Genomic DNA, 22609 nt, shown 5'->3' with positions numbered 1-22609 from the left:
TGAAGAAAAATACCTTCCAAAGGGAATGAATTTAAAAGTGAAACCAACAAGTAGAACAACCGCTAAATTTCTGAAGTTGCCCTTAACAACTTTAGAGTCATTGTGTGTGAATGGCTCGTTGGTTAACGGTCAGACCGGACAGACCGGCAGGACCTTCGGCCATGTTTCAGAACATAGCGACACCCTCAGTAGCATTGTGGCCAATGTAAACTGCGTCGCCTACGAAATAAATGATTTTCAATGAAAGCTACCCTTATGAAGCTTAATTTTTCAAGTGGTCTGTTAGCAGTATTGCTGGTTAGCCTGCTCGCCAGCTGCGGTGGTAGTAAAACCCCCAAAAACGCGCAAGGACAGCTGATCGGCGTAAGTCCCAGACCTAAGTATTTCCCGCCAGTGCCCTATGGAATGGTTTATGTTCCTTCCGGAACTTTTCACATGGGTCCCAGCGATGAGGATTTGAACTACGCGTACACCGCCCGTAACAAGTCTATTTCCATCTCCGGTTTCTATATGGATGCTACGGAGATCACAAATAACGAGTACAGGCAGTTCGTACAGTGGGTGACAGATTCTATTGCCCACATTATGCTGGGTGACGTAAAGAACGATGGTGGTGAGGATTATATCGATTGGAAGAAGAAAATCAATTACAGGGATAAATCCACCATGGAGAAACTGGAGGGTATGACCTATGCACCTGAAGACCGTCTGTATGGACGTAAGGAATTCGACGTGCGTAAATTGGTTTACCATGCAGAGACCTTCAACTGGGAACAGGCCAAACTGCGTGAGAACGCAAACAAGTCCCGTTCTAAGTTCATTGTTAAGAAAGACGTTGCTATCTATCCTGACACACTGTGCTGGATCCGCGACTTCTCTTACGCTTACAATGAGCCGATGACGAGGATGTACTTCTGGCACCCTGCGTTCGATAACTATCCGGTAGTGGGTGTGACCTGGCACCAGGCTAACGCCTTCGCAGAATGGCGTAGTAAGTTCTGGGAAGACTACCGTATCTCTAAGAAATTATTCACTGAAGATAAATTCCAACTTCCTTCAGAAGCGCAGTGGGAATATGCAGCACGTGGCGGCAGAGAGCAATCTCCTTACCCATGGGGTGGTTATTACCTGCGTAACAAGAAAGGTTGCTTGCTGGCTAACTTTAAACCAGGTCGTGGTAACTATCCTGAAGACGGTGGTTTCTACACTGTAAGAGCGGATGCTTACTGGCCAAACGACTACGGTTTATATAACATGTCAGGGAACGTAGCTGAGTGGACACAGGACATTTATTATGAGAACGCGTACTCTTTCACATCTGATATGAACCCATACCTCCGTATGGACATCCCGGATAGCGCGGTTCCAAAAATGAAACGTAAAGCTGTAAGAGGTGGTTCCTGGAAAGATATCGGGTATTTCCTCCAGACAGGTACACGTTCCTACGAATACCAGGATAGTGCTAAATCTTACATTGGTTTCAGATGTACGATCGCATTCCTGAGCCGTTCTAAAAACGATTTTGGTCACAGGTAAGAACTATAGTAACAGCCATTACGGATAGATGAGCGAGAAAACAGGCAGTATCGAAGAGACAGGATCATTATTCCTGTATGCCTTTGGGACGGGCATGTGTGAGATAATCAAACTTAAAAATGTTGATATGAGAAACCGTATGATGTACATTGGGAAACTGCAAATCATCGTTGAGCAACAACTATTCCATAACAATTTAACCTTTAACACTTTAACCAGTAAATTTTGACCTATGGCTATGAATCCTACTACATCGAAATGGCTTAATTTCTTTGTTTGTGTCGCAGCATCAGTAGTAATTATCGGAGCGTTGTTCAAACTGCAACACTGGCCAGGCGCGGATATCGCCCTGATCGTTGGTTTGAGCACAGAAGCGCTTATCTTCTTCGTTTATGCATTCGTACCAGATAGTGGTGGTCACGACGGTGCTGCTCAGGTAGCAGTAGTAGCCGGTGGTAGCCCTGCGCTGGCTGGTCTGGATAAAATGCTGGAAGAAGCTGACATCACTCCGGTTAGTCTGCAGCGTCTGAGCGAAAACTTCCAGAAATTAGGTTCCACTGTAGATAAAATGCGGGATATCAGTGACGTAGTTGCCGCTACAGGCGATTACACACAAAAAACAAGAGAAGCTGCCAGCGCTATCGGTAATGTAGCTCACGCTTATACTACTGCTGCTTCAGCTGTATCTTCTTTCAACAGTGCTTCTGAATCTACAAGAAGCTTCCACGAGCAGATGCAGGGTATGACCAAAAACCTGGCTTCCCTGAATGCTATCTACGAACTGGAACTGCAGGATACTAACAATCACCTGAAAGCTATGAACAACTTCTATAGCAATCTGCTGAATGTATCCCAGGCAATGACCAGCAGCGTAGACGATGCGCGCAAAACACAGGATCAGATCTCTAAACTGGCTCATAACCTGACTAGCCTGAACACCGTTTACGGTAACATGCTCAGCGCTATGCACAGTGCGAGATAAGGTACGACTATAGTTTAATTTGAATTAACAAGAAACAATCATTCAAACCTGAGAACAAACTATGGCACTACCTAAAGATCCCAGGCAAAAGATGATCAATATCATGTACCTGGTCTTGACGGCCATGCTGGCATTGAACGTCTCTGCTGAGATATTGAACGCATTTAATATAGTTAACGATTCAATAGAAAACTCAAATATTTCGATCACAAGCAAAAACTCAATCACTTACGATCAGTTTGGAAAACAGATGGCTACCGATCCTGCGAAGGTAGGGCCACTGAAAGAAAAGGCTGAACAAGTGAAAGCTATCTCTGCTGAAATGTATGTATACCTCGATACACTGAAAGCAACTATCATCAGAGAAAGCGGTGGCTTGAACGAATACGGTGATATTAAAAGTAAGGACAACCTGGACGCCCCTACACGTGTAATGGAAAACCAGAAGAAAGGTCCTGAACTCGAAAAACGCCTGACTGATTTACGCAGCAAGCTGTTGTCTTTCGTTGATGCAAAAGATCCGAAAGCAAAAGCAGAATTCGAAAAAAGTTTACCACTGCGTGTCGAAATCGGTAAATCACATGGTAACGAACATGGTCCTAAAAATAAGACCTGGACTTCTTACCATTTCAACATGGTGCCTACCATCGCAGCTGTAACCATTCTGAGTAAATTCCAGAATGACATCAAGAACTCTGAGTCAAGATTAGTTGACTACCTGTTCAGTAAGATCGGTGAAGATGATTTTAAGTTCGATAAAATCAGACCATTCGTATCTCTGAACTCTAAAAATCTCATGGAAGGTCAGACACTGACTGCCCAGATCGCAGTTGGTGCTTACAGCAGCACTGTTAATCCAGAGATCGTAGTTAATGGCCAGAGCATCGAGGCTAAAGAAGGTCTTGGTACTTTTACTATGCCAGTATCTGGTATCGGTGAAAAGAACATCTCTGGTAAAATTACGCTGAAGAAGCCAAATGGTGATGTTGAATCATATGACTTCAATGAAGCTTACAGTGTAGGTGCTTCTACAACTTCTATCTCTGCCGACAAAATGAACGTACTGTACATTGGTTTGTCGAACCCGATCTCCATCTCTGCCGGTGGTGTTCCTGCTGAAAAAGTATCTGCAGGTATCAACAACGGTAACATGACGAAGACGGGTGCTGGTAAGTATGCTGTCGTAGTAAGCAAACCAGGTACTGCGATGATCAGTGTTAGCGCTGATATCGATGGTAAAGTAAAAACACTGGGTTCAAAAGAATTCCGTATCAAATACATTCCTGACCCGGTAATGAAAGTGGGTTTGAGCAGAGGTCCTTTCATGAAAGCTGCTGAGTTCAAAGTTCAGGGCGGTCTGCGTGCTGACCTGGAAGACTTCCTTTTCGAAGGTGTTAAATACGATGTTGTTAGCTATCGTATCGGTATCGACGCAAAAGGTAAAGACTACGCAGAAGCTGATGCAAACTCCGCTTACTTCCCAAGCAGCGTAATGCCGGTGATCCGTTCCCTGAGAGCAGGTGATATCGTATACTTCGATAACATCCGCATTAAAGGTCCGGATGGAAGGGTAAGAGATATGCCTAACGTCAATTTCAAGATTAACTAATATTATTTTCTATGCGAGCAGTCATCCTTAACAGAATTGGTTGGTGTTCCCTCCTGTTGGTAGTAGTACTGGCAACAGAGGCCAACGCACAACGCCGTCGCGGCGGAGGAACTACACGTCGTACTCCGGGAGCTGAACAAACAGCTACACCAACACAGGATGCTTCAGTTGTAAATCCCGCTACCGGAAACAGTGTTGCTACACCGCCACCGCCAGCTCCAACCGCAGCAGATGGGGCTTCTCTCCGCCCGGATGGTATTGGTATCCCGGTAGATACCCCACGCAAATCCCTGCGTACGGATGGCATTTCTGAAAAGAACTTCATCAAAGACCGTGTGCCTATCGCTTACGATCATATCCGCTCAGATGACGAATTCTGGGAAAAGAAGATATGGCAGGTGATTGACACCCGCGAAAAGATGAACCTTCCTTTCCAGTACAATGTTGAGGATGAATCAGGTACTAACCAGCTGTTCATTAACATCCTGCTGAACGCGATTAAGAACAAGGAAGTTGAAGCATTCAGTGCTATCGACGACAGGTTCACTACTGTACTTCCTTATGCCGATATTCAGACTAAACTGAGCGGTGAAGAAAAGACTGTACGTAGTATCGACCCTGTAACCGGTGAAGAGAAAATGGTAACTACCCGCGATGAGTTTGACCCACGTACTGTAGTTCAGTACAAGATCAAAGAAATCTGGGTGTTCGATAAAGAAGCATCTGCGCTGAAAGTACGTATCCTCGGTATTGCACCAATGGTATCCCGTATGAACGAAGATGGTTCCTTCCGTGCAGCTATCCCGCTGTTCTGGCTATATTATCCTGATCTGCGTCCTGTACTGGCCAGATACGATGTGTACAACCAGAATAATGACGCTGCTACCATGAGTTGGGAAGACCTTTTCGAAATGCGTTTCTTCTCCAGCTTTGTGATCAAGGAAAACAACACTTACAACCGCGAGATCAAGGATTACATTAAAGATGGTACCATGCGTCTCCTGGAAGGTCAGGCGATCAAGGATAAGATCTTTAACAAAGAACAGGATATGTGGCAGTATTAATCTGCTCGCAGTATAAAGAAACTGAAAGGGAGTCTGTTGAACAGGCTCCCTTTTTGTTTTTCCCTTTTCCCTGTTACTTTTGTGGCCAATTAATCATCTGTATATGTCTGCGAAATTTGAGACCCCTGTTCTATTGAAAGAACTTCACCTGCAACTAGACGATCTGTTGAAAACCGCCAACGAACAATTTGTGCCGGCACCGAAAGAAGTGCTGTTGCGGCAGCCAGCTCCGGAAAAATGGAGCGTAGCCCAATGCCTGGATCATCTGAATGCCTATTCCCGTTTTTATGTACCTGCTATGGAAAAAGCAATTCAATCTGCCTTGACCGGTAGCCTTCCACCCGCACCGGCTGCTACTTTCAAAAGTGGATGGCTGGGAAATTATTTTACGAAGATGATGGAGCCTAAAACAGATGGCCAACCGGGTATGCGTATGCAGGCTCCGAAAGCCTATCGCCCCATGTCCAACCTGGATGCGGACAAGGTAGTGTCGGAGTTCATAGCATGGCAACAGAAAACAAAGGCGCTGCTTGACCAGGCGCAATCTGTCAACCTCCAAAAGCTGAAAATCCCAACTACCCTGGGTAACTGGCTGAAGTTTTCACTGGGAGATACGTTCCGCTTTGTTATAGCGCACGAACGCCGTCACATGGCCCAGGCGCTCAGGGCGAAGGCGCAATAAGCTGTGCTGACAGGCTGAAGGAATCCACTGTGTAAGACACAGCATACCTATAGATATCGTGTCCTTCGGAGGCTTTAAAAGAGGCACAAACCAGAAATAATATTCTTATGGTACCGGTGGCGCATCTGTTTCGCCGGTAGCAGGATGGAAATGGGCATAGACCAGCCTTGCCTTGGCTGCTCCTATTTCCTTTACCAGGTCCTCCTCCGAAAGGAGCTTTATTTTTGCAACGGAACGGAAGGTTTTCAGGAGCTGGGTGGCAGTATTCTCTCCGATGCCTTTGATACCTTCCAATTCGTTCTTAAAGGTGCCTTTGCTGCGCTTCTGGCGGTGGAACGTGATGCCAAAACGGTGTACCTCGTCACGCACCCGGCGGATGAGCTTCAGGCTTTCGCTATCATAGGGTAATTTGATACTTTCTTTATCGCCGGGAAAAAAGATCTCCTCCTCATTCTTCGCCAGGCCTACTACCGTCATACTGCCAATGAGGTCCAGCTCGCGTATACTTTCCATGGCCGATCCAAGCTGCCCCTTACCACCGTCTATGATAACCAGCTGGGGCAATGGCTGCTGCTCTGCCAGCAGACGGCTGTAACGGCGGTATACCACCTCTTTCATGGAAGCAAAGTCGTTAATGCCCTGTACCGTTTTAATATTGAAATGGCGATAATCTTTCTTTGAAGCTACGCCGTCTTTGAATACCACGCAGGCAGACACCGGGTAGCTTCCCTGGAAATTGGAGTTATCGAAACACTCAATGTGTACGGGCAGTTCCTGTAGCTCGAGGTCGGCCTGTAACTGGTACAACACCTTCTTTCTTTCCATATCGCTCTTGCCTTCCAGGTGCAGGATCTTTTTGCGGTACAGTTCTTCCCTGAAATAGTTCACGTTCTTTTCAGAGAGTTCCAGCAGCTTCTTTTTGTCCCCTCCTTTCGGTACTGATACGGTGATATGTTCTTCGGGGTATTCTATTTCAATAGGCACAATGATCTCCCTGCTGAGGCTCTGAAAAGCATCGCGCAGGTAGCTGACCGCATAGGTCAGCACTTCCACATCATCCTCTTCCAGTTTTTTCTCCAGTGTTACCGTTTTGGTATCTGCGATAGTACCGTTCAATACGCGGAGGTAATTCACGTAGGCGTAGTTGCCTTCGCTGATAATAGAAAAGACATCCACATTGCCTATACGGGTATTTACGATGGTTGATTTTGCCTGGTATGCCTGCAGGCTTTCTATCTTCTTCCTTACGATCTCTGCTTTTTCAAATTCCATGTTCATGGCATGCTCCTGCATCTGGTTGCGAAACAGCTGTAAAACAGGACTGAGATTGCCCTTGAGAATGTTCTTTACCTGTTGTAGTCCCTCCCGGTAGTCTTCTTCTGTCTGCAATCCTTCACAGGGGCCTTTACAGTTGCCAAGATGGTATTCAAGGCATACTTTGTATTTCCCTTTGTTGACGTTTTGCGGGGAGAGGTTCAGGTTGCAGGTACGCAGGGGGATGTTGTAACGGATCACTTCCAGCAGTTCGCGTACGCGACCGACAGAGGTGAATGGCCCCAGGTATTCGGAACCGTCTTTGATAACATTACGGGTCAGGAATACGCGGGGATATGATTCATGTTTTATAACGATGTAAGGATAGGTCTTGTCATCCTTCAGGTTAATATTAAACCTGGGCTGGAACTGTTTGATCAGTGAATTCTCCAGGAGGAAGGCATCCTGTTCGGATCCGACAATGGTAAATTCAATGTGATGGATTGTTTCTACCAGCCGGCGTGTTTTATAGTTATCGTGATTCTTAACAAAATACGAGCTAACCCTTTTACGCAGGCTTTTGGCTTTTCCCACGTAAAGCAGTTCACCTGCTTCGCTGTAATATTTATAAATACCAGGTTGAAGGGGTATGGTATGTGATATCTGTTGAAACTCCGCTGCTGTCATGTTCTAAAGAAGATCTGTTAGGGGTGCCTGAGCAGAACCTTCACATCCAGTTCCCTGGCGGGCAGAAACGCGATCTTCTGCCAGGTCACAATACGGATATGCTTGTCGTGCTGGTACACCAGGTTTTGCTGGTATTCGTATACCAGGTTCTGAACGTGTTTATTCATCTGCACGTTCGTAATATGTTGCTGGTTGTCAATATCCATGATCACTTCCTGCGGTACGGTGGCCGCATTTCTGGCCTTGTACATGAGGGAATGTGTACCGGTGAACTGGTCTGCCAGCAGAATAGTGTCGTACGCCCCCTGCAGGGATGGCTTGTTCAGGTCCACTTCCAGGAAGGGCGCCAGTAGGTGTTGTAATTGTGCTGAATCGGGTTTGGTAATGGTCAGGCTGTCGCGCTGGCCGTTCATGACGATGGTCTTCTGTAAGGCGGGCTTATGTGTATTTATATTATTCAGTTCTTCCTGAAAATAACCTTTAAGATCCCTGTACGTATGCCCTTTACCCTGGCCGGCCCTGTCTCCTGTGCAGGAAACGGTGAAGGCAACAACAGCCACCAATGTCCATGAAAAACGATGATCCATCCTGCAAATTTAGGGAAGAACGTTCAAAGCTGCGTGTATATGATACGTGAAGGCAACGTACTAAAAGTAGACAAAAGGCTGATAGACCATGCCGGCCGGCTGCAGTGGATTGGGAGGCTGGGAAGCGGTATAGAGCTGATCGATGTGCCCTATACTGAAAGTAAGGGGATTCACATAAAAAGTTAATGCGCCGTAAAAACGGCGCATCTGATGCATGAGCAAATCTGTCGAGAGCACTAAAAAACGTAAAACGTATTATCTCGGGGAATAGTTACAGGATAGAAATAATATAAAATAAGAAAGCTGTCCACCTGCGGCAGACAGCTTTCAAAAGCAGTTATATATACACTTAGATCAGTACGCTACCTGTCATTTCCTTTGGAATAGGAAGGCCCATCAGTGTGAGGATGGTAGGCGCCACGTCTCCCAGTTTACCAGGTTTTACTGCTCCTTTAAAATCATTGCTGATAATAAAATAAGGCACCAGGTTAGTGGTATGAGCTGTATTTGGCGTACCGTCATTGTTGATCATAAAATCAGCATTACCGTGGTCAGCCGTAAGGAATACGGTATAATCATTTGCCAGGGCAGCAGTTACCACTTTGTTCACACAGGCATCTACTGTTTCTACTGCTTTGATGGCAGCTTCCCAGATACCGGTATGACCTACCATGTCGGCGTTAGCGAAGTTGAGGCAGATAAAGTCGGCTGATTTGCTTTCTATTTCCGGAACGATGGTGTTGGTCACCTCGTAAGCGCTCATTTCAGGTTGCAGGTCGTAGGTAGCCACTTTTGGAGAGGCAACGATAAGACGGCGTTCACCTTTAAATTCTTTTTCACGTCCGCCGGAGAAGAAGAAAGATACGTGCGGATATTTCTCTGTTTCTGCTATACGGATCTGGCTGCGGTTGTTTGCTTCCAGTACTTCTCCCAGTGTATTCGCCAGGTTATCATTTTCGAATATCACATGAACACCTTTGTAGGTCTTGTCATATTCGGTCATAGTAGTGTAGTGCAGCGGGAGCGGTTCCATACCGAAGTCAGGGAAAGACTGCTGGGTAAGCACCTGGGTGATCTCGCGGCAACGGTCTGTACGGAAGTTGAAGCAGAGCACTGCATCGCCTGGCTGAATGGTGGTGATAGGTTTCTGCTGTGCATCTGTTACTACGATAGGCTTGATGAATTCATCAGTAACGCCTTCTGCGTAGGAAGTTTTGATGGCGGTAATTACGTCCTGTGTAGGGGTGCCGGTACCGTGTACCAGTGCATCGTAAGCCAGTTTTACACGTTCCCAGCGCTTGTCGCGGTCCATAGCATAATAACGGCCGGTGATGCTGGCCACCTGACCGGTGGTTTGTTTCAGGTGCGCTACCAGGTCTTCCATGTAACCCAGGCCACCCTTGGGATCTGTATCACGGCCGTCAGTAAAGGCGTGAATGAACACTTTGGTCAGTCCTTTATCTTTTGCTATCTGTGTCAGTGCTTTCAGGTGATTGATGTGAGAGTGTACACCACCATCACTGACAAGCCCCATAAGGTGCAGGGCCTTGTCATTTTCCCTGGCATAGTTGAAAGTTTCCTGCAATACGCTGTTGGCAGCCAGTTCGCCACTGCGGATGGCCACATTGATACGTTGCAGTTCCTGGTATACAATACGTCCTGCGCCGAGGTTCAGGTGACCTACTTCGGAGTTACCCATCTGGCCTTCCGGTAAACCTACTTCTTCGCCGCAGGTAACGAGGGTGCTGTGCGGGTATTTAGAATACAGACTGCTTACAAAAGGAGTCTTAGCATGTGCTATAGCGTCAGCGGCAGGAACCTGTCCTTGCCCCCATCCATCCATGATAACGAGAATGGCTCTTTTCTTTTCCATATTTCCGGTTGTAATTTTCTTGTTCTGTAAAGGAGGCTAAAGTTATGAAGCATCCATGAATACGCATCAAACTTATTGAAATGGCGCCAAAAATCATACAGCAGTGAAAGAACTTTATTGCAGTTAGGTTTTATTCTAAAAATATATATTAATATATTCGCATTAATTAATCACTGTACAATACAACGATAATTGTATTTTAAAAGCTCTCCTGCAAATTGGCATAGTTTTAGCCCATTTCACTACAATGATGAAAACTTTACTACTTAATAAAATACTGACGATGAAAAAGTTAATGTATGTGCTTGGAGTTGTGTTGTTTGGCGTCATTATCACTGCACTTACACTGTCAGCCGCTACCTTAAAACCTACTGCAGCAGGCCCCTTTGAAGATGTAGTGAGTGCTATTAAACAAGGCGATGCGAGCGCACTATCCCGCTACCTCGATAACACTGTAGAAATCAGCATGGCAGGTAAATCCAACTCTTACAGCAAGGCACAGGCAGAAATTATCCTGAAAGATTTCTTTTCAAAAAATCAGGTGAAATCATTTGAACTGATTCACCAGGTAGAAAGCGCAGGCGGTTCAAGAGTAGGTATCGCAAATGTGGGCACTACCGGAGGTGCTTACCGTACCTCTTTCTTTCTCCAGAAGAAAGGTGGCTCGATGGTGCTGAATGAATTACGCTTCGAGAACAAATAAATAAACTATTGTTAATATTATAAGCGAAAGTCCGGCCTGGCCCGGACTTTTTTATATTACAGAAAGTCTGTTCCGGCGTCCTTTCTGAAATTCACTTACTTTCGTTCTTTCAAACCGATAGTATGTTACAGGAACCAGCATTTACAGATCTTATTCGCAGCGCATTGGCCGAAGACATAGGAAATGGCGATCATTCCACTTTAGCATGCATTCCCGCAGAAGCAAGGGGCGGCGCCAGACTGAAGATCAAAGAAGACGGGATACTGGCGGGAATGGAAGTGGCAGAAGCTATCTTCCACCGGCTCGATGCATCGTCCGTGTTTAAGCCATTCAAAAAGGATGGTGATAGTATGAAGGCAGGAGAAGCGGCATTTGAGGTGGAGGCCTCCGTGCACACCCTGCTGATGGGAGAACGCCTTGTGCTGAACTGCATGCAGCGAATGAGTGGCATTGCTACGCTGACGCGTCAGTACGTCGATATACTGAAAGGATATCATACCCGCCTGCTCGATACACGCAAAACAACTCCTAACTTCCGCCTGCTGGAAAAAGAAGCGGTACGCATCGGTGGAGGTGTAAATCATCGTATGGGACTGTATGACATGGTGATGCTGAAAGACAATCATATTGATTTCGCTGGCGGCATTACGGCCGCTGTCACTAAAACGGTGGCTTACCTGCATCGCAAACAACTGCCTTTACAGATAGAAGTGGAGACCCGTAATCTGGACGATGTAAAAGAGGTGCTGGCTGTGGGACAGGTGCATCGTATCATGCTGGATAATTTCTCACCTGCGCAGATCAGGGAGGCATTGGCCCTGATAGATGGGCGTTATGAAACAGAAGCGTCCGGTGGTATCAATCTGACTACCCTGGAGGAATATGCCAAAACAGGTGTTGACTATGTTTCTGCAGGAGCGGTGATCCACCATGCAGTAAGTCTTGATCTAAGTTTAAAAGCAATCTAATCAAATACAATATCCCTAACGTTGAGAAAGATTCTATTCATCATAAACCGGAAGGCAGGCACAGACAGAGAGAAACGCCTGGAGGGTATTATCAGGAGGTATTTAACTCCGAAAGCTTTTTCTGTGGAGATAACGCACCTGGAATACCTGGGGCATGGCACCGACCTGGCGAAAGCCGCTGTGGCCAACGGAACGGACACTGTAGTAGCTGTGGGGGGCGATGGCTCTATAAATGAAATAGCGCAGGGACTGGTGGGAAGCGATACCGCCCTGGCAATTATCCCCCTGGGAAGCGGTAATGGCCTGGCAAGAGCCCTGAAGATACCGTTGAAAGTATCCCGTGCACTGGAAGTGATTGCCGATGGCAGGCGCCAGGCAATTGACGTAGGATATGCCAATGAATACCTGTTCCTGAGTAATGCCGGTGTGGGGTTTGACGCGCTCGTTGCCGATCAGTTCCGTCATAAGACCAAACGTGGTCTGTGGGGATATGCAAAGCTGGTCATTAAGAGCTTTAATAGTTACAAAGGACCTTCGTATGAAATAGACGTTGATGGCAAAAGCCTGCAGGAAAGGGCTTTCCTGCTGACGGTGGCAAATGGCAACCAGTTTGGCTACGAATTCAAGCTGGCTCCTACGGCAAACGTATTTGATGGTAAGCTGGACCTTTGTGTGGTACCTCCAATCAAATTCCTTGGACTTATCCCGATCGGACTATACTCATTGCTGGGCAATATTGATAAGACCCGTTATATGCAACATTATACAGGGGAAACAATTGTTGTAAAAAGCAAAGAACTGCAACATCTGCAGGTGGATGGAGACGCAGTGCCACTCAAGGAAGATGGCAAAGTCGCCTTCCGGATCCATCCTGCCGCTTTGCAGGTAATCGTTAACCGAACCTAAAATTACTGTTATGTCAAAGAAGAAAACGAACACCGGCGGTATCGTCTACTCCACTGATCCTGATTTCAGGCAGGAAAGCAATGAACCGGAAGAAACAGATACCCTGCCTCCTGCCCAACAGCAACTAAGGGTGAAACTGGACACCAAACAACGCGCAGGTAAGGTGGTGACTTTGGTAGATGGATTTATCGGTAAGACAGAAGACCTGGAAAAACTGGGAAAGGAACTGAAAACAAAGTGTGGTACGGGTGGTAGTGCAAAAGACGGTCAGATCCTGATACAGGGAGACTATAAAGAGAAAGTGGTGAAATGGCTGCAGGACTGGGGATATAAAGCGAAATAAAGAAGGCGCAGGACAAAGACAGACCTGGCCGGCGTATGATATCTTAAATTTAAAACAGCTCCGTGAGGAGCTGTTTTTGTATAGTGAAGTGTCGTTTAGTAAATAGGGTACAATGTTCTTTTACAGTGTTCTGAACGTATGCGGCGTATGTCCTGTCTGGCTTTTGAAGAAGTGAGAAAAACTCGCAGGTTCCTCAAATCCCAGGCAATGCGCAATGATAGCAATAGGCCACTCGGTATGCAGCAGCAGTAATCTTGCTTCCAGCAGGATGCGCTGGCGGATATGCTCGCTGGTGGTACGTCCTGTAACCCTTTTTATTGTTGCATTCAGGTGATTGGGATGAACATTGAGTTTCAGCGCGAAATCGCTGGCTGTTTTCAAATGTACCTGCTCCTGTTCTGAAGTAATGGGAAATTGCTTTTCCAGGGTATCTATAAAGCGTTCTGCCAATAACTGTGCTGTAGTGAGCGTTCGCTGAGGCACAAATTCACCCACCCCTATTCTTTTTGACTCCAGTAACAGTAACTGCAGGTAAATAGTGATCGCCTCCAGCCGGTAGGCATCTCCTTCCTTATTCTCTTTGCATAGCCGTTTAAACAGGTCCAGCAGGTCTTCTCCCTGTTGTTCTGTCAAATTGAGTACACAATTGGCGCCGGTCTGGAACAGCGGATAATGCAGCAATTCATCGCGATAGCGTCGCTCTGTTTCAAAAAGATGTTCCGTAAACATGCAGTAGTAGCCATCCTGCTCGCCTTCCGGCTGCCAGGTTTTTGGCTCCAGTGGATTGATGAACACCATAGCAGGCGCCTTAATCACATAGGTACGGTCTCCCAGTGTCAGTATACCTCCACCTTTGGTGATAAGGGAAATTTTATAGTAATCCCTTCTGCTGGCGGAGATATATTCCCGGCAAGGGTTGGTTGAACGGGAATGAATGGAAAAGGCACTCTTTGTCGGTACCTTGGGCGGGTTCTCCTGGCCAACACTTACCTGTGACATGTCATCGCTGATTTTCAGCTTCTTACGATGAACAGAACTGTTATTCTTGCTGTTTACGGAGGGCATGTAGTAAAGTTACAAAAAGAGGAATGCTAACCATATGCTAATGTAAGCACATGTGGGAGATGGCATGATGTGCGGAGATATGGCAGGTTAGATGGTTTTAAGGGCAGCTGACAGAGACGGTTTGTATCAAAGTTGCATTTTTTGATTTGATAAATTAACAAATATTTCACAACTTGGAGCTAACCTTTATCAACCAAAATCTTGTTCTCATCAACTGGTCTTTTTGATGAACTGCCTATTTAACCAACTATCTATTTGCAGTACAAGATGATATTATAACGGATTACATGTTATCATACCCTTACCTATGAGCTGTAGCGATGATAACATGTAATCCTTCTTTTTTTAATCTGATATCTCAGTGCTTTCAATGCCCAGACGCTTTTACCTGTTGCTATTACTGGTTCTGTTGTTCAAACTGGTATTCCATTTTCTTATCATTCACCCGGCTTATGACCTTCACAGGGATGAGTTCCTGCATCTTGATCAGGCCAATCACCTGGCGGCGGGTTACCTGTCAGTTCCTCCATTTACAGCATTCCTTTCCCTGCTTATTAAATGGCTGGGGGGCGGCGTATTCTGGGTGAGGTTCTTTCCCGCGCTGTTTGGTGCCCTGACGATGCTGATCGTCTGGAAACTGGTGGAATTACTGAATGGCGGATGGTATGCCCAGCTGCTTGCGGCAGTGGTATTTATCTGCTCTTCCATGTCGAGGGTCAATATGTTGTATCAGCCTAACAGCTTCGATATATTGAGCTGGACAGTGGTCTTTTACCTGTTAGTGCTTTATATAAGGACTGGTGCATCGCCCATATTATTGTGGCTGGGCGCTACCTTTGGAATTGCATTCCTGAATAAATACAATATCCTGTTCCTGGCAGCGGGTTTATTACCAGCCTTACTGCTTTCATCCCAACGAAAGATCCTGCTGAACAGATATCTGTATGGCGGCTTGCTGATAGCCTTGCTAATGGCATTGCCCAATGTGATCTGGCAGATCATGAATGGCCTGCCTGTTATCCATCATATGAAAGAGCTGGCCAGCACACAGCTGGTGAATGTAGACCGGTTGGGTTTCGTAGTAGAGCAACTGTTGTTTTTCCTGTTGGGAACGCTGGTGTGGGGAGCCGCCCTGGTTGGATTTGCGAGGTATGCACCTTTTAAGCCTTACCGTTTTATTGGATGGACATTCCTGTTCGTAATGGTGTTATTTGTCTACCTGAAGGCGAAGGCTTACTATGCGCTGGGACTCTATCCTGTGTTGATTGCCCTTGGAAGTGTTTATTGGGAACGGCTTTTTTCCAGGCCCTCGACGCTGTATGGCTGGCTGAAGTGGTTATGCCTGCCATTGATCATGACGCCAACACTGATATTTTTCAGGATGATATTTCCGGTGATGGAACCTCATCAATTGGAACGGTCTATGACGCCGGGGCAACGGGAGGTACTCACAAAATGGGAGGATGGAAAGCTGCATTCCATGCCGCAGGACTTTGCAGATATGCTTGGTTGGCGGGAGCTGGCTGGATTAACTGTACAGGCTTACGAAACAGTGCCCGTAAGTGAACGGAAGAACACGCTGATCCTTTGCGACAATTATGGTCAGGCAGGAGCTATCAATTACTACGCGGGCGGAAAAGTCAGTTGTGCCGTTACTTTTAACGCTGACTATATATTCTGGTTTCCCAATACGGATACACTGCATTACCTGATCATAGTTGGAGACGAGCCGGGGGAGTATGTCCGTAAATATGCGTCCGGCTATGTTAAAACCGGACAGATCAGTCACCCGCTGGCACGGGAATATGGCACCGGGATTTACCTAGTAAAAGGAATTTCGCCTGTTTTTCCGAAAAAATTAAGGCAGTGGCAGCTGGAAGAGCAGGCTGCATTCAGAGCCTGGCCACAGGTCATTTCACAATGATGAACTCAAGCTCGCCAAAGCCCAGCTGCAGGACTTCCCCGTCTTTCTCCAGGCATAATTTACCATCGGGGAGCACGTCACGGATGATGCCCTCAAAGTATTCGCCATTCATACGATAGGTGCCGGATTGTCCGAAGCGGAAGAGTTTACTTTTGTAGGCCTCCAGCAGGCTGTCGTAATGAGCAGGATGAAGCAGCTTCAGCCTTTCTTCCAGGCAGGCGCAGAGATCGCGTGTCAGCTCAATTGCGTCCCAGGTTTTGCCGGTGATCTGCTTCAGGGATACCGGGTTGGGCAGATGTGAGGGGAAAGCGGTCTGGTTAAGGTTGATGCCCATGCCTGTAATGGCATATTGCCATGTGTTGCCACGTAATACGTTTTCTATCAGGATACCTCCTGCCTTTCTGTCACGCCAGTAAATATCATTGCTCCATTTGATAGCGGTTTCATCACCGGCGTATTTGCTGAACCAGTCGTAAACACCGAGTGCTACTGCCGCGCTTAGCATGAACTGCCTGGAAAGTGGCAGCATGCCGGGTTGCAGGGCAATAGTCAGTATAATGTTTTCTCCCGGAGGGGAGAACCACTGCTTGCCGCGTTGTCCTTTTCCTGCAGTTTGCTCCAAAGCGAACCAGGCTGTACCGGGTGTCACCTGCCCTGTATTTACCTGCTCCATGGCATAGTTATTGGTGCTGTCTACTGTGTCTAAAATGTATAATGGCTGTCCGATCACGGGAAAATTCTTTTCTGATTTGTTTTGACGCAGCAAAGTAAATCATTTTATCTTTTTCTTAACATTCGGACAGGCGCCGGCAGCGGAGCGAGGGTATTAGACAAGTGTATGATTTATAGGCGTTAAAGTCCTGCACATCATGGATTATTACATATTGTAACAATATCATCTTCCGGCGTTTATTTGCTCCTTCTTTAGTAATTTTGACAATTAAAGACTATTTTTAACCAAAAGAGATTTTATTGGCACCCTTAACCGTTCTGAGTACGAGAAAGAAAGCGTTAACGCGCTTGAGTAGAGAAAGCGAGATTTTTTCCACCATCATCAAGGCCATCCAGGAGAAAAAGGGAGAGAATATTGTTTCCCTGGATCTGCGCCAGATTCCTGAAGCTGTGGCTGATTTCTTTGTTATATGTGAGGCTAACTCCAATACACAGGTGAGGGCTATAGCCGACTTCGTGGAAGACCAAGTGTCGCAGCATATCGGCGAGCAACCTTACAAGCACGAGGGATTTACCGCACAACAATGGATACTGGTAGATTATGTGAATGTAGTGGTGCATGTATTCCAACCTGAAACCAGACAGTTCTATGGTCTGGAGGACATGTGGAGTGATGCAGAACGAATGGAGCATAATGATACAAACTAATAACTTTTAACTATTACCGACATCCTTAAAAAAGGATCGTAAGATTATGGAAAGAGGCAACAACTTCAACAAGGGAGACAAATCGCCAAAGAAAGGACCAAAGTTCAATATATACTGGGTTTATGCCTTTATCGGGGTAGCCTTGCTGGCAATGAACTTTTTTAACTTCGGTGCCCAGCCTAAAGAGCTAAGTTTCCAGGAATTCCTGGTGAACTATCTGAAACCAGGTGATGTAGACAAGCTGGTAGTGGTGAATAAAAAATCGGTAGAGGTTTACATCAAGAAGGAAAGACTGAACGAGGATAAATTCGATAAAGTATCCAAAGGCCGTTTCGGCGCCGCTAATCAGGGACCTCATTTCCGTTTCAGCATAGGTAGCGAGGAAAGCTTCAAGGCTGATATGGACAAGGCCCAGGCAAATACACCACTGGAAGACCAGGTGAAAGTGATCTATGAGGACAGACAAGGCTGGTTCGAACCATTTATCCAGTTACTGTTACCATTAGTGTTACTGATTGGACTGTGGATATTGCTGATGCGTAAAATGGGCGGTCCTGCCGGTGGCAGTGGCGGTCCGGGAGGCATCTTCAACATTGGTAAATCCAAAGCAACCCTTTTCGACAAAGGAACCCGCGTAAATATCACTTTCAGTGATGTGGCTGGTCTGGATGAGGCGAAAGTAGAAGTGATGGAAATCGTTGATTTCCTCAAAAATCCAAAGAAATACACTGCGCTGGGTGGTAAGATCCCTAAGGGCGCCCTGCTGGTAGGCCCTCCGGGTACCGGTAAGACCTTGCTGGCAAAAGCAATGGCAGGTGAAGCCCAGGTTCCATTCTTCTCCATGTCCGGTTCTGATTTCGTTGAATTGTTTGTGGGTGTAGGTGCAAGCCGTGTGCGTGACCTGTTCAAGCAGGCCCGTGAAAAAGCGCCTTGTATCATCTTTATCGACGAAATAGACGCGATCGGCCGTGCAAGAGGAAAGAATGTAATGATGAGCAATGATGAACGTGAAAACACCCTGAACCAGTTACTGGTGGAAATGGATGGTTTCGGTACTGATAGCGGTATTATCATTCTGGCGGCTACCAACCGTCCGGATGTACTGGATAGCGCGTTACTGCGTCCGGGCCGTTTCGACCGTCAGATCTCCATCGACAAACCGGATCTGTCAGGTCGTGAGTCCATCTTTGACGTACACCTGAAACCGATCAAGACTTCTCCAAACCTGGATATTAAAAAACTGGCTTCCATGACACCCGGCTTCGCCGGCGCCGATATTGCCAACGTATGTAACGAAGCAGCACTGATCGCTGCCCGTAAAGGCAAAACGGAAGTAGAAATGGAAGACTTTAACGATGCGGTTGACAGGGTAATTGGTGGTCTGGAAAAGAAAAACAAGATCATTTCTCCTGAAGAGAAAGAAGTGATCGCTTACCATGAAGCTGGTCACGCTATCTGTGGCTGGTACCTGGAGCATGCTAATCCGCTGGTGAAAGTTACAATCGTTCCCCGTGGTGTAGCCGCGTTAGGTTATGCACAATATCTGCCGAAAGAACAATACCTCTATAATACCGAACAGCTATTGGATGATATCTGTATGACCCTTGGCGGCCGTGCAGTGGAAGACATCGTTTTTGGTAAGGTATCTACCGGTGCGCAGAATGACCTGCAGGTGATCACCCGTATGGCTTATGCAATGGTAACGGTGTATGGTATGAACGATAAAGTAGGTAACGTGTCCTTCTACGATCCAAACAGCGATCAGGCATTTACCAAACCTTATTCCGAAGAAACAGCTAAAATGATCGATGAGGAAGTTCGCCTGTTGATCGAAAAAGCATATATCCGTACCAAAAACCTGCTGACCGAGAAACTGGAAAATGTGAAAGCGCTGGCGCAGGAACTGCTGAAAAAAGAAGTATTATACCAGGCAGACCTGGAAAGACTGATCGGTAAACGTCCATGGGATGTACACCGTGAGCATATCGCAAACAAGGAAGGTATGACCACAGATGGCGTACATCCGACAGATATCATCAATCCGTCTCCTACTCCTGCCACTCCTGCTAATGCGTAAGTTGATATGAAAATATCTCCTGCCAAGGAAAATATTCTTAAAAGAGTAAGAAATGCATTAAGTCAATCGGTGCAGTTGCCCTTCCCGAATTCGGAGGGCAACAGTTCCGTTTTTATGAAAGAGCATGACGGCCTGGAGATGAAATTCGCAGAAGAGTTTGCCCGTTTACAGGGTAAGTTCATCTTCTGCACCAGCAGGAATGAGTTGTTGGATAATCTGCTGGCTTTGGTGGCTTCCCGTGAGTGGGAGGATGTACATTGCCAGACGCCGTCTCTGATGAAGGCATTCCAGTTGCAACAGTTTCCCTTTATTAACAAAGGAGATATGCATACAGCAGCTGCTGCGATCACAGATTGTGAGCTGCTGGTAGCACGCACAGGTACCCTGGTGCTGAGTGCAGCGCAGCCGTCCGGCAGGGCATTGCCGGTATATACACCGGTACATATTGTGATAGCTTATACGCACCAGCTGGTGTTCGATCTGAAAGATGCGATAGCTCGCCTGAAAGAAAAATACCAGGGAGAGCTGCCATCGTCGATACACTTTGCATCCGGTCCCAGTCGTACCGCAGACATTGAAAAAACACTGGTAGTAGGCATACATGGACCCCGCGAGGTGTATGTGTTCCTGGTAGATGAATGAATTATTAATTGTTAAGCATATTCGAACAGCGCGTGATCCTCATCATGCGCTGTTCTTTTAAATGATCAAGTTATACCGGCTCGCTATGACCAGGTTGTTTCTCTTTCTTTTTTCCGCCGTTTTGCTGGCTTCATGCGGACAAGCTTCCGAGCAGTCCCGTAATACCATTGATACTATTAATACATTGATCGTAAAAGGACCAACTGCGGTAATTTTCAGACCGGCAGGAGATAAACTGCGATCTTTAAAAGCGGCTTTTGGTGAAAAGAGCTTTCCATCCCTGCAGACTGTGAATAACAATACACTCCTGGAAGACAGCACTTACCTGGCGGGTAAAGGTGTAAAGATTGTCAGTACCAGTGCCACGCAATTACAATTCATAAGGGGCAATGGTGAGGTATTGTATATCAATCTCAACCATCCCAAATATGCCTGGGAGATCTTCCTGTACAACGGCTATAGCGATCCCGTCAAAGCCGATCTGACCGATATTGAGGCTGCTTATCTTGAGTCAGGGATAAGGAAGCCTTAAACTGCAGGTCTGTTTTCATGACAGACATGTGGATAGTGGCTGCTGCAACGCTGTTTGTTTCGCGCCAGTCAGGGAATAATGCCGTTATTGCTTCCAGGCTGGGAATAACGTTCTTCCAACAATATCCGGGGCCCTCCATCTGATAGGTTTCCCGTTTTAGTTGTTTAGTTAAATAGTTATTTATTACTTCGCAGTGCAAATCGCTTAATCATCTACGGGCTGTATCTCCTTTTTACAGACCGGAAAAATGTAATCATCTATGGAGCATGGACTGTCCACCGTGGACTATTCCATTCCTCTTCCGGAGGGCAAACGTGTTTATTTCGCATCAGATTTTCATTTGGGTGTGCCCAATCCTACTGCCAGCAGAGAAAGGGAGAAGCATATTGTTAGGTGGCTGGATGCTGCCTCAAAGGATGCAGCACATATCTTCCTGGTAGGTGATATTTTCGATTTCTGGTTTGAATATAAGGAAGTGATCCCTAAAGGATATACACGCTTGCTGGGGAAACTGGCTGAACTGAGGGATAAGGGAATAGATATCTCCGTTTTCATCGGTAACCATGATATGTGGATGGATGGTTATTTTAAGGACGAACTGGATATTCCCGTGCACTATGAACCTAAAACTTACAATATAGGCGGCAAACGCTTCTACATCGGTCATGGTGATGGTCTCGGACCAGGCGATCATGGTTATAAAATGTTAAAGAAAGTATTCCGCAACCCGGTATGCCGCGCATTGTTCTCTTTGATCCACCCTTCCTGGGGTATAGGCCTCGCGAATTATTTCAGCCGTAAAAGCCGTGCTGCTACCGGTATGGAACTGGAGAAATTCCTTGGAGAAGAGAACGAATGGCTCGCCATCTACAGTAAAGAGATCCTGCAACAATCCCATTTTGACTACTTTATTTTTGGACACCGGCATCTGCCATTAGATCTGCAGGTAGGGCCCGACAGTCGTTATATCAACCTGGGAGACTGGTTATACTATTGCAGCTATGCCGTATTTGATGGTAAAAGTACTTCCCTGTTGTACGATAAATAGTGGGGCTATTCCAGTATCTCATGCAGGATAGGAGGTGAATTCAGCTCCTGGAAGTCAGGTAAGTGCAGTTTGAAAAAATCCAGATAGGCGTACAGCAGTTTTCTGCGTTTGTCTTTGTTCATATTGATCTCTCCCAGGCTTTCCCAATTCGTACATTGAAAAAGACGATCGGTGATCTCACTGTTGGCAGCATCCAGGTAATTGCTGTGGTGAGGTGGCAGATCTGTGAATGAACCTTCCTGCAGGTCAAGATAATGTGCATACTCGGAGTACCGGCCATTTAAGCGGAAGCCCAGGTGTTCAGCCAGTTTAAGGGTGAAATACAAAGGAACATTAGCCGCAATAGCCAGCGGTGCAACATCCAGCGCCTGTAATGCCTGTTCTGAAAAATAATACAGTTCCAGTTGTTGCTCCGGTTCCCGCAGGCTTTTCTGTAAAAGCTCAATCATATAGAGTGCAACTGTATTCTTGACAATATTGAAGTGCAGCGAGGTATAGATGTAACCCAGTTTAAACTCCGAAATACGCTGAATGCTCTTTTGCTCATGGTGATAGACGACCAGTTCCAGGATGTTGCCGGGCTGGAAGAGATTACCTTTCGCTTTGGGTTTGGAAGAGCGTACCCCATTCACCATATAGGACTGTACCCCGAAGAGTTCAGTGAATATATTGACAATGGCGCTGGTATCGCCATATTTGACCGTTCTCAATACTATCCCGCGGGTTTTGTGTAACATACCTGACAGC

The 22609-nt window shown here is 46.4% G+C and carries 22 protein-coding genes; 16 read left to right on the top strand and 6 right to left on the bottom strand.

Features of this window, described 5'->3' with window-relative positions; all coding sequences use genetic code 11:
- Positions 1 to 240 precede the first annotated feature (240 nt).
- From MYF79_RS02490 to MYF79_RS02470, 5 genes are all read left to right on the top strand, one after another.
- Positions 241 to 1536, top strand: a complete 1296-nt coding sequence (locus tag MYF79_RS02490; RefSeq protein ID WP_247812405.1) for an SUMF1/EgtB/PvdO family nonheme iron enzyme — start codon at positions 241 to 243, stop codon at positions 1534 to 1536.
- 232 nt (positions 1537 to 1768) lie between these two features.
- Complete coding sequence (gene gldL, locus MYF79_RS02485; protein ID WP_199654075.1) at positions 1769 to 2518, top strand: gliding motility protein GldL; 750 nt, start codon at positions 1769 to 1771, stop codon at positions 2516 to 2518.
- A 61-nt stretch (positions 2519 to 2579) separates the two neighbouring features.
- Positions 2580 to 4127 carry a gliding motility protein GldM gene (gene gldM, locus MYF79_RS02480; protein ID WP_247812404.1) on the top strand — a complete coding sequence of 516 codons (1548 nt, stop codon included), beginning with the start codon at positions 2580 to 2582 and terminating at the stop codon, positions 4125 to 4127.
- A gap of 11 nt (positions 4128 to 4138) precedes the next feature.
- Positions 4139 to 5191, top strand: coding sequence for a gliding motility protein GldN (gldN, locus tag MYF79_RS02475; protein WP_247812403.1), 1053 nt, complete (start codon positions 4139 to 4141; stop codon positions 5189 to 5191).
- 103 nt (positions 5192 to 5294) lie between these two features.
- Complete coding sequence (locus MYF79_RS02470) at positions 5295 to 5873, top strand: DinB family protein (protein ID WP_247812402.1); 579 nt, start codon at positions 5295 to 5297, stop codon at positions 5871 to 5873.
- Positions 5874 to 5978: 105 nt separating this feature from the next.
- On the opposite strand, the gene uvrC is transcribed toward MYF79_RS02470, so the two are convergent.
- Together uvrC and MYF79_RS02460 are read right to left on the bottom strand one after the other, a co-directional pair.
- Entirely contained in the window at positions 5979 to 7814 is a 1836-nt protein-coding gene (gene uvrC / locus MYF79_RS02465; RefSeq protein WP_247812401.1) for an excinuclease ABC subunit UvrC, read from the bottom strand.
- 17 nt (positions 7815 to 7831) lie between these two features.
- A complete protein-coding gene (locus MYF79_RS02460) occupies positions 7832 to 8401 on the bottom strand; it encodes a hypothetical protein (protein ID WP_247812400.1) in 570 nt (189 codons plus the stop codon).
- Between the two features lie 39 nt (positions 8402 to 8440).
- Between MYF79_RS02460 and MYF79_RS02455 the strand changes: the two genes are divergently transcribed.
- Positions 8441 to 8587, top strand: coding sequence for a hypothetical protein (locus MYF79_RS02455; RefSeq protein WP_247812399.1), 147 nt, complete (start codon positions 8441 to 8443; stop codon positions 8585 to 8587).
- 163 nt (positions 8588 to 8750) lie between these two features.
- Here the strand turns inward: MYF79_RS02455 and gpmI are convergent, their stop codons facing one another.
- Positions 8751 to 10274 (bottom strand): 2,3-bisphosphoglycerate-independent phosphoglycerate mutase, encoded by a 1524-nt coding sequence (gpmI, locus tag MYF79_RS02450; RefSeq protein WP_247812398.1) that lies wholly within the window; start codon positions 10272 to 10274, stop codon positions 8751 to 8753.
- 283 nt (positions 10275 to 10557) lie between these two features.
- Between gpmI and MYF79_RS02445 the strand changes: the two genes are divergently transcribed.
- The 4 genes from MYF79_RS02445 (at position 10558) to MYF79_RS02430 (ending at position 13194) form a co-directional block, all read left to right on the top strand.
- Positions 10558 to 10977, top strand: coding sequence for a DUF4783 domain-containing protein (locus tag MYF79_RS02445; RefSeq protein WP_199654068.1), 420 nt, complete (start codon positions 10558 to 10560; stop codon positions 10975 to 10977).
- Positions 10978 to 11099: 122 nt separating this feature from the next.
- A complete protein-coding gene (gene nadC / locus MYF79_RS02440) occupies positions 11100 to 11945 on the top strand; it encodes a carboxylating nicotinate-nucleotide diphosphorylase (RefSeq protein ID WP_247812397.1) in 846 nt (281 codons plus the stop codon).
- Positions 11946 to 11966: 21 nt separating this feature from the next.
- Complete coding sequence (locus MYF79_RS02435) at positions 11967 to 12851, top strand: diacylglycerol/lipid kinase family protein (RefSeq protein WP_247812396.1); 885 nt, start codon at positions 11967 to 11969, stop codon at positions 12849 to 12851.
- A gap of 10 nt (positions 12852 to 12861) precedes the next feature.
- Positions 12862 to 13194: a translation initiation factor gene (locus MYF79_RS02430; protein WP_247812395.1), complete on the top strand. Its 333-nt coding sequence runs from the start codon at positions 12862 to 12864 to the stop codon at positions 13192 to 13194.
- 120 nt (positions 13195 to 13314) lie between these two features.
- On the opposite strand, the gene MYF79_RS02425 is transcribed toward MYF79_RS02430, so the two are convergent.
- Positions 13315 to 14259 carry an AraC family transcriptional regulator gene (locus MYF79_RS02425; RefSeq protein ID WP_247812394.1) on the bottom strand — a complete coding sequence of 315 codons (945 nt, stop codon included), beginning with the start codon at positions 14257 to 14259 and terminating at the stop codon, positions 13315 to 13317.
- A 370-nt stretch (positions 14260 to 14629) separates the two neighbouring features.
- On the opposite strand from MYF79_RS02425, the gene MYF79_RS02420 reads away from it, so the two are divergent.
- Positions 14630 to 16183 carry a glycosyltransferase family 39 protein gene (locus MYF79_RS02420; protein WP_247812393.1) on the top strand — a complete coding sequence of 518 codons (1554 nt, stop codon included), beginning with the start codon at positions 14630 to 14632 and terminating at the stop codon, positions 16181 to 16183.
- Here the strand turns inward: MYF79_RS02420 and MYF79_RS02415 are convergent.
- On the bottom strand, positions 16170 to 16949 hold the full coding sequence (locus MYF79_RS02415) for a biotin--[acetyl-CoA-carboxylase] ligase (RefSeq protein WP_247812392.1): 780 nt from the start codon (positions 16947 to 16949) through the stop codon (positions 16170 to 16172). The two genes, MYF79_RS02420 and MYF79_RS02415, sit on opposite strands and share 14 nt — an antisense overlap.
- A 254-nt stretch (positions 16950 to 17203) precedes the next feature.
- Between MYF79_RS02415 and rsfS the strand changes: the two genes are divergently transcribed.
- The 5 genes from rsfS (at position 17204) to MYF79_RS02390 (ending at position 21862) form a co-directional block, all read left to right on the top strand.
- On the top strand, positions 17204 to 17563 hold the full coding sequence (gene rsfS / locus MYF79_RS02410) for a ribosome silencing factor (RefSeq protein ID WP_245705352.1): 360 nt from the start codon (positions 17204 to 17206) through the stop codon (positions 17561 to 17563).
- Between the two features lie 46 nt (positions 17564 to 17609).
- A complete protein-coding gene (gene ftsH, locus MYF79_RS02405; protein WP_247812391.1) occupies positions 17610 to 19640 on the top strand; it encodes an ATP-dependent zinc metalloprotease FtsH in 2031 nt (676 codons plus the stop codon).
- 6 nt (positions 19641 to 19646) lie between these two features.
- Positions 19647 to 20282 carry a lactate utilization protein C gene (locus MYF79_RS02400; RefSeq protein ID WP_247812390.1) on the top strand — a complete coding sequence of 212 codons (636 nt, stop codon included), beginning with the start codon at positions 19647 to 19649 and terminating at the stop codon, positions 20280 to 20282.
- Positions 20283 to 20367: 85 nt separating this feature from the next.
- Entirely contained in the window at positions 20368 to 20814 is a 447-nt protein-coding gene (locus MYF79_RS02395) for a hypothetical protein (protein WP_247812389.1), read from the top strand.
- Positions 20815 to 21073: 259 nt separating this feature from the next.
- A complete protein-coding gene (locus MYF79_RS02390; protein ID WP_247812388.1) occupies positions 21074 to 21862 on the top strand; it encodes a UDP-2,3-diacylglucosamine diphosphatase in 789 nt (262 codons plus the stop codon).
- A 5-nt stretch (positions 21863 to 21867) separates the two neighbouring features.
- On the opposite strand, the gene recO is transcribed toward MYF79_RS02390, so the two are convergent.
- Positions 21868 to 22572 carry a DNA repair protein RecO gene (recO, locus tag MYF79_RS02385; protein WP_247812387.1) on the bottom strand — a complete coding sequence of 235 codons (705 nt, stop codon included), beginning with the start codon at positions 22570 to 22572 and terminating at the stop codon, positions 21868 to 21870.
- Positions 22573 to 22609 lie beyond the last annotated feature (37 nt).

Source organism: Chitinophaga filiformis (assembly GCF_023100805.1).
Taxonomy (GTDB): domain Bacteria; phylum Bacteroidota; class Bacteroidia; order Chitinophagales; family Chitinophagaceae; genus Chitinophaga; species Chitinophaga filiformis_B.
The sequence above is the reverse complement of the archived record's forward strand: the minus strand, read 5'-3'. Positions and strand labels throughout refer to the sequence as shown.

Bases quoted from the DNA above. Each gene is read 5' to 3' on its own strand.
- gldL (WP_199654075.1), top strand. From the start codon at position 1,769: ATGGCTATGAATCCTACTACATCGAAATGGCTTAATTTCTTTGTTTGT.
- MYF79_RS02395 (WP_247812389.1), top strand. From the start codon at position 20,368: ATGACCAGGTTGTTTCTCTTTCTTTTTTCCGCCGTTTTGCTGGCTTCA.
- gpmI (WP_247812398.1), bottom strand. From the start codon at position 10,274: ATGGAAAAGAAAAGAGCCATTCTCGTTATCATGGATGGATGGGGGCAA.
- nadC (WP_247812397.1), top strand. From the start codon at position 11,100: ATGTTACAGGAACCAGCATTTACAGATCTTATTCGCAGCGCATTGGCC.
- MYF79_RS02460 (WP_247812400.1), bottom strand. From the start codon at position 8,401: ATGGATCATCGTTTTTCATGGACATTGGTGGCTGTTGTTGCCTTCACC.
- gldN (WP_247812403.1), top strand. From the start codon at position 4,139: ATGCGAGCAGTCATCCTTAACAGAATTGGTTGGTGTTCCCTCCTGTTG.
- ftsH (WP_247812391.1), top strand. From the start codon at position 17,610: ATGGAAAGAGGCAACAACTTCAACAAGGGAGACAAATCGCCAAAGAAA.
- MYF79_RS02390 (WP_247812388.1), top strand. From the start codon at position 21,074: ATGGAGCATGGACTGTCCACCGTGGACTATTCCATTCCTCTTCCGGAG.
- MYF79_RS02420 (WP_247812393.1), top strand. From the start codon at position 14,630: ATGCCCAGACGCTTTTACCTGTTGCTATTACTGGTTCTGTTGTTCAAA.
- MYF79_RS02430 (WP_247812395.1), top strand. From the start codon at position 12,862: ATGTCAAAGAAGAAAACGAACACCGGCGGTATCGTCTACTCCACTGAT.
- MYF79_RS02470 (WP_247812402.1), top strand. From the start codon at position 5,295: ATGTCTGCGAAATTTGAGACCCCTGTTCTATTGAAAGAACTTCACCTG.
- MYF79_RS02445 (WP_199654068.1), top strand. From the start codon at position 10,558: ATGAAAAAGTTAATGTATGTGCTTGGAGTTGTGTTGTTTGGCGTCATT.
- MYF79_RS02455 (WP_247812399.1), top strand. From the start codon at position 8,441: ATGATACGTGAAGGCAACGTACTAAAAGTAGACAAAAGGCTGATAGAC.
- MYF79_RS02490 (WP_247812405.1), top strand. From the start codon at position 241: ATGAAAGCTACCCTTATGAAGCTTAATTTTTCAAGTGGTCTGTTAGCA.
- gldM (WP_247812404.1), top strand. From the start codon at position 2,580: ATGGCACTACCTAAAGATCCCAGGCAAAAGATGATCAATATCATGTAC.
- MYF79_RS02425 (WP_247812394.1), bottom strand. From the start codon at position 14,259: ATGCCCTCCGTAAACAGCAAGAATAACAGTTCTGTTCATCGTAAGAAG.
- uvrC (WP_247812401.1), bottom strand. From the start codon at position 7,814: ATGACAGCAGCGGAGTTTCAACAGATATCACATACCATACCCCTTCAA.
- MYF79_RS02400 (WP_247812390.1), top strand. From the start codon at position 19,647: ATGAAAATATCTCCTGCCAAGGAAAATATTCTTAAAAGAGTAAGAAAT.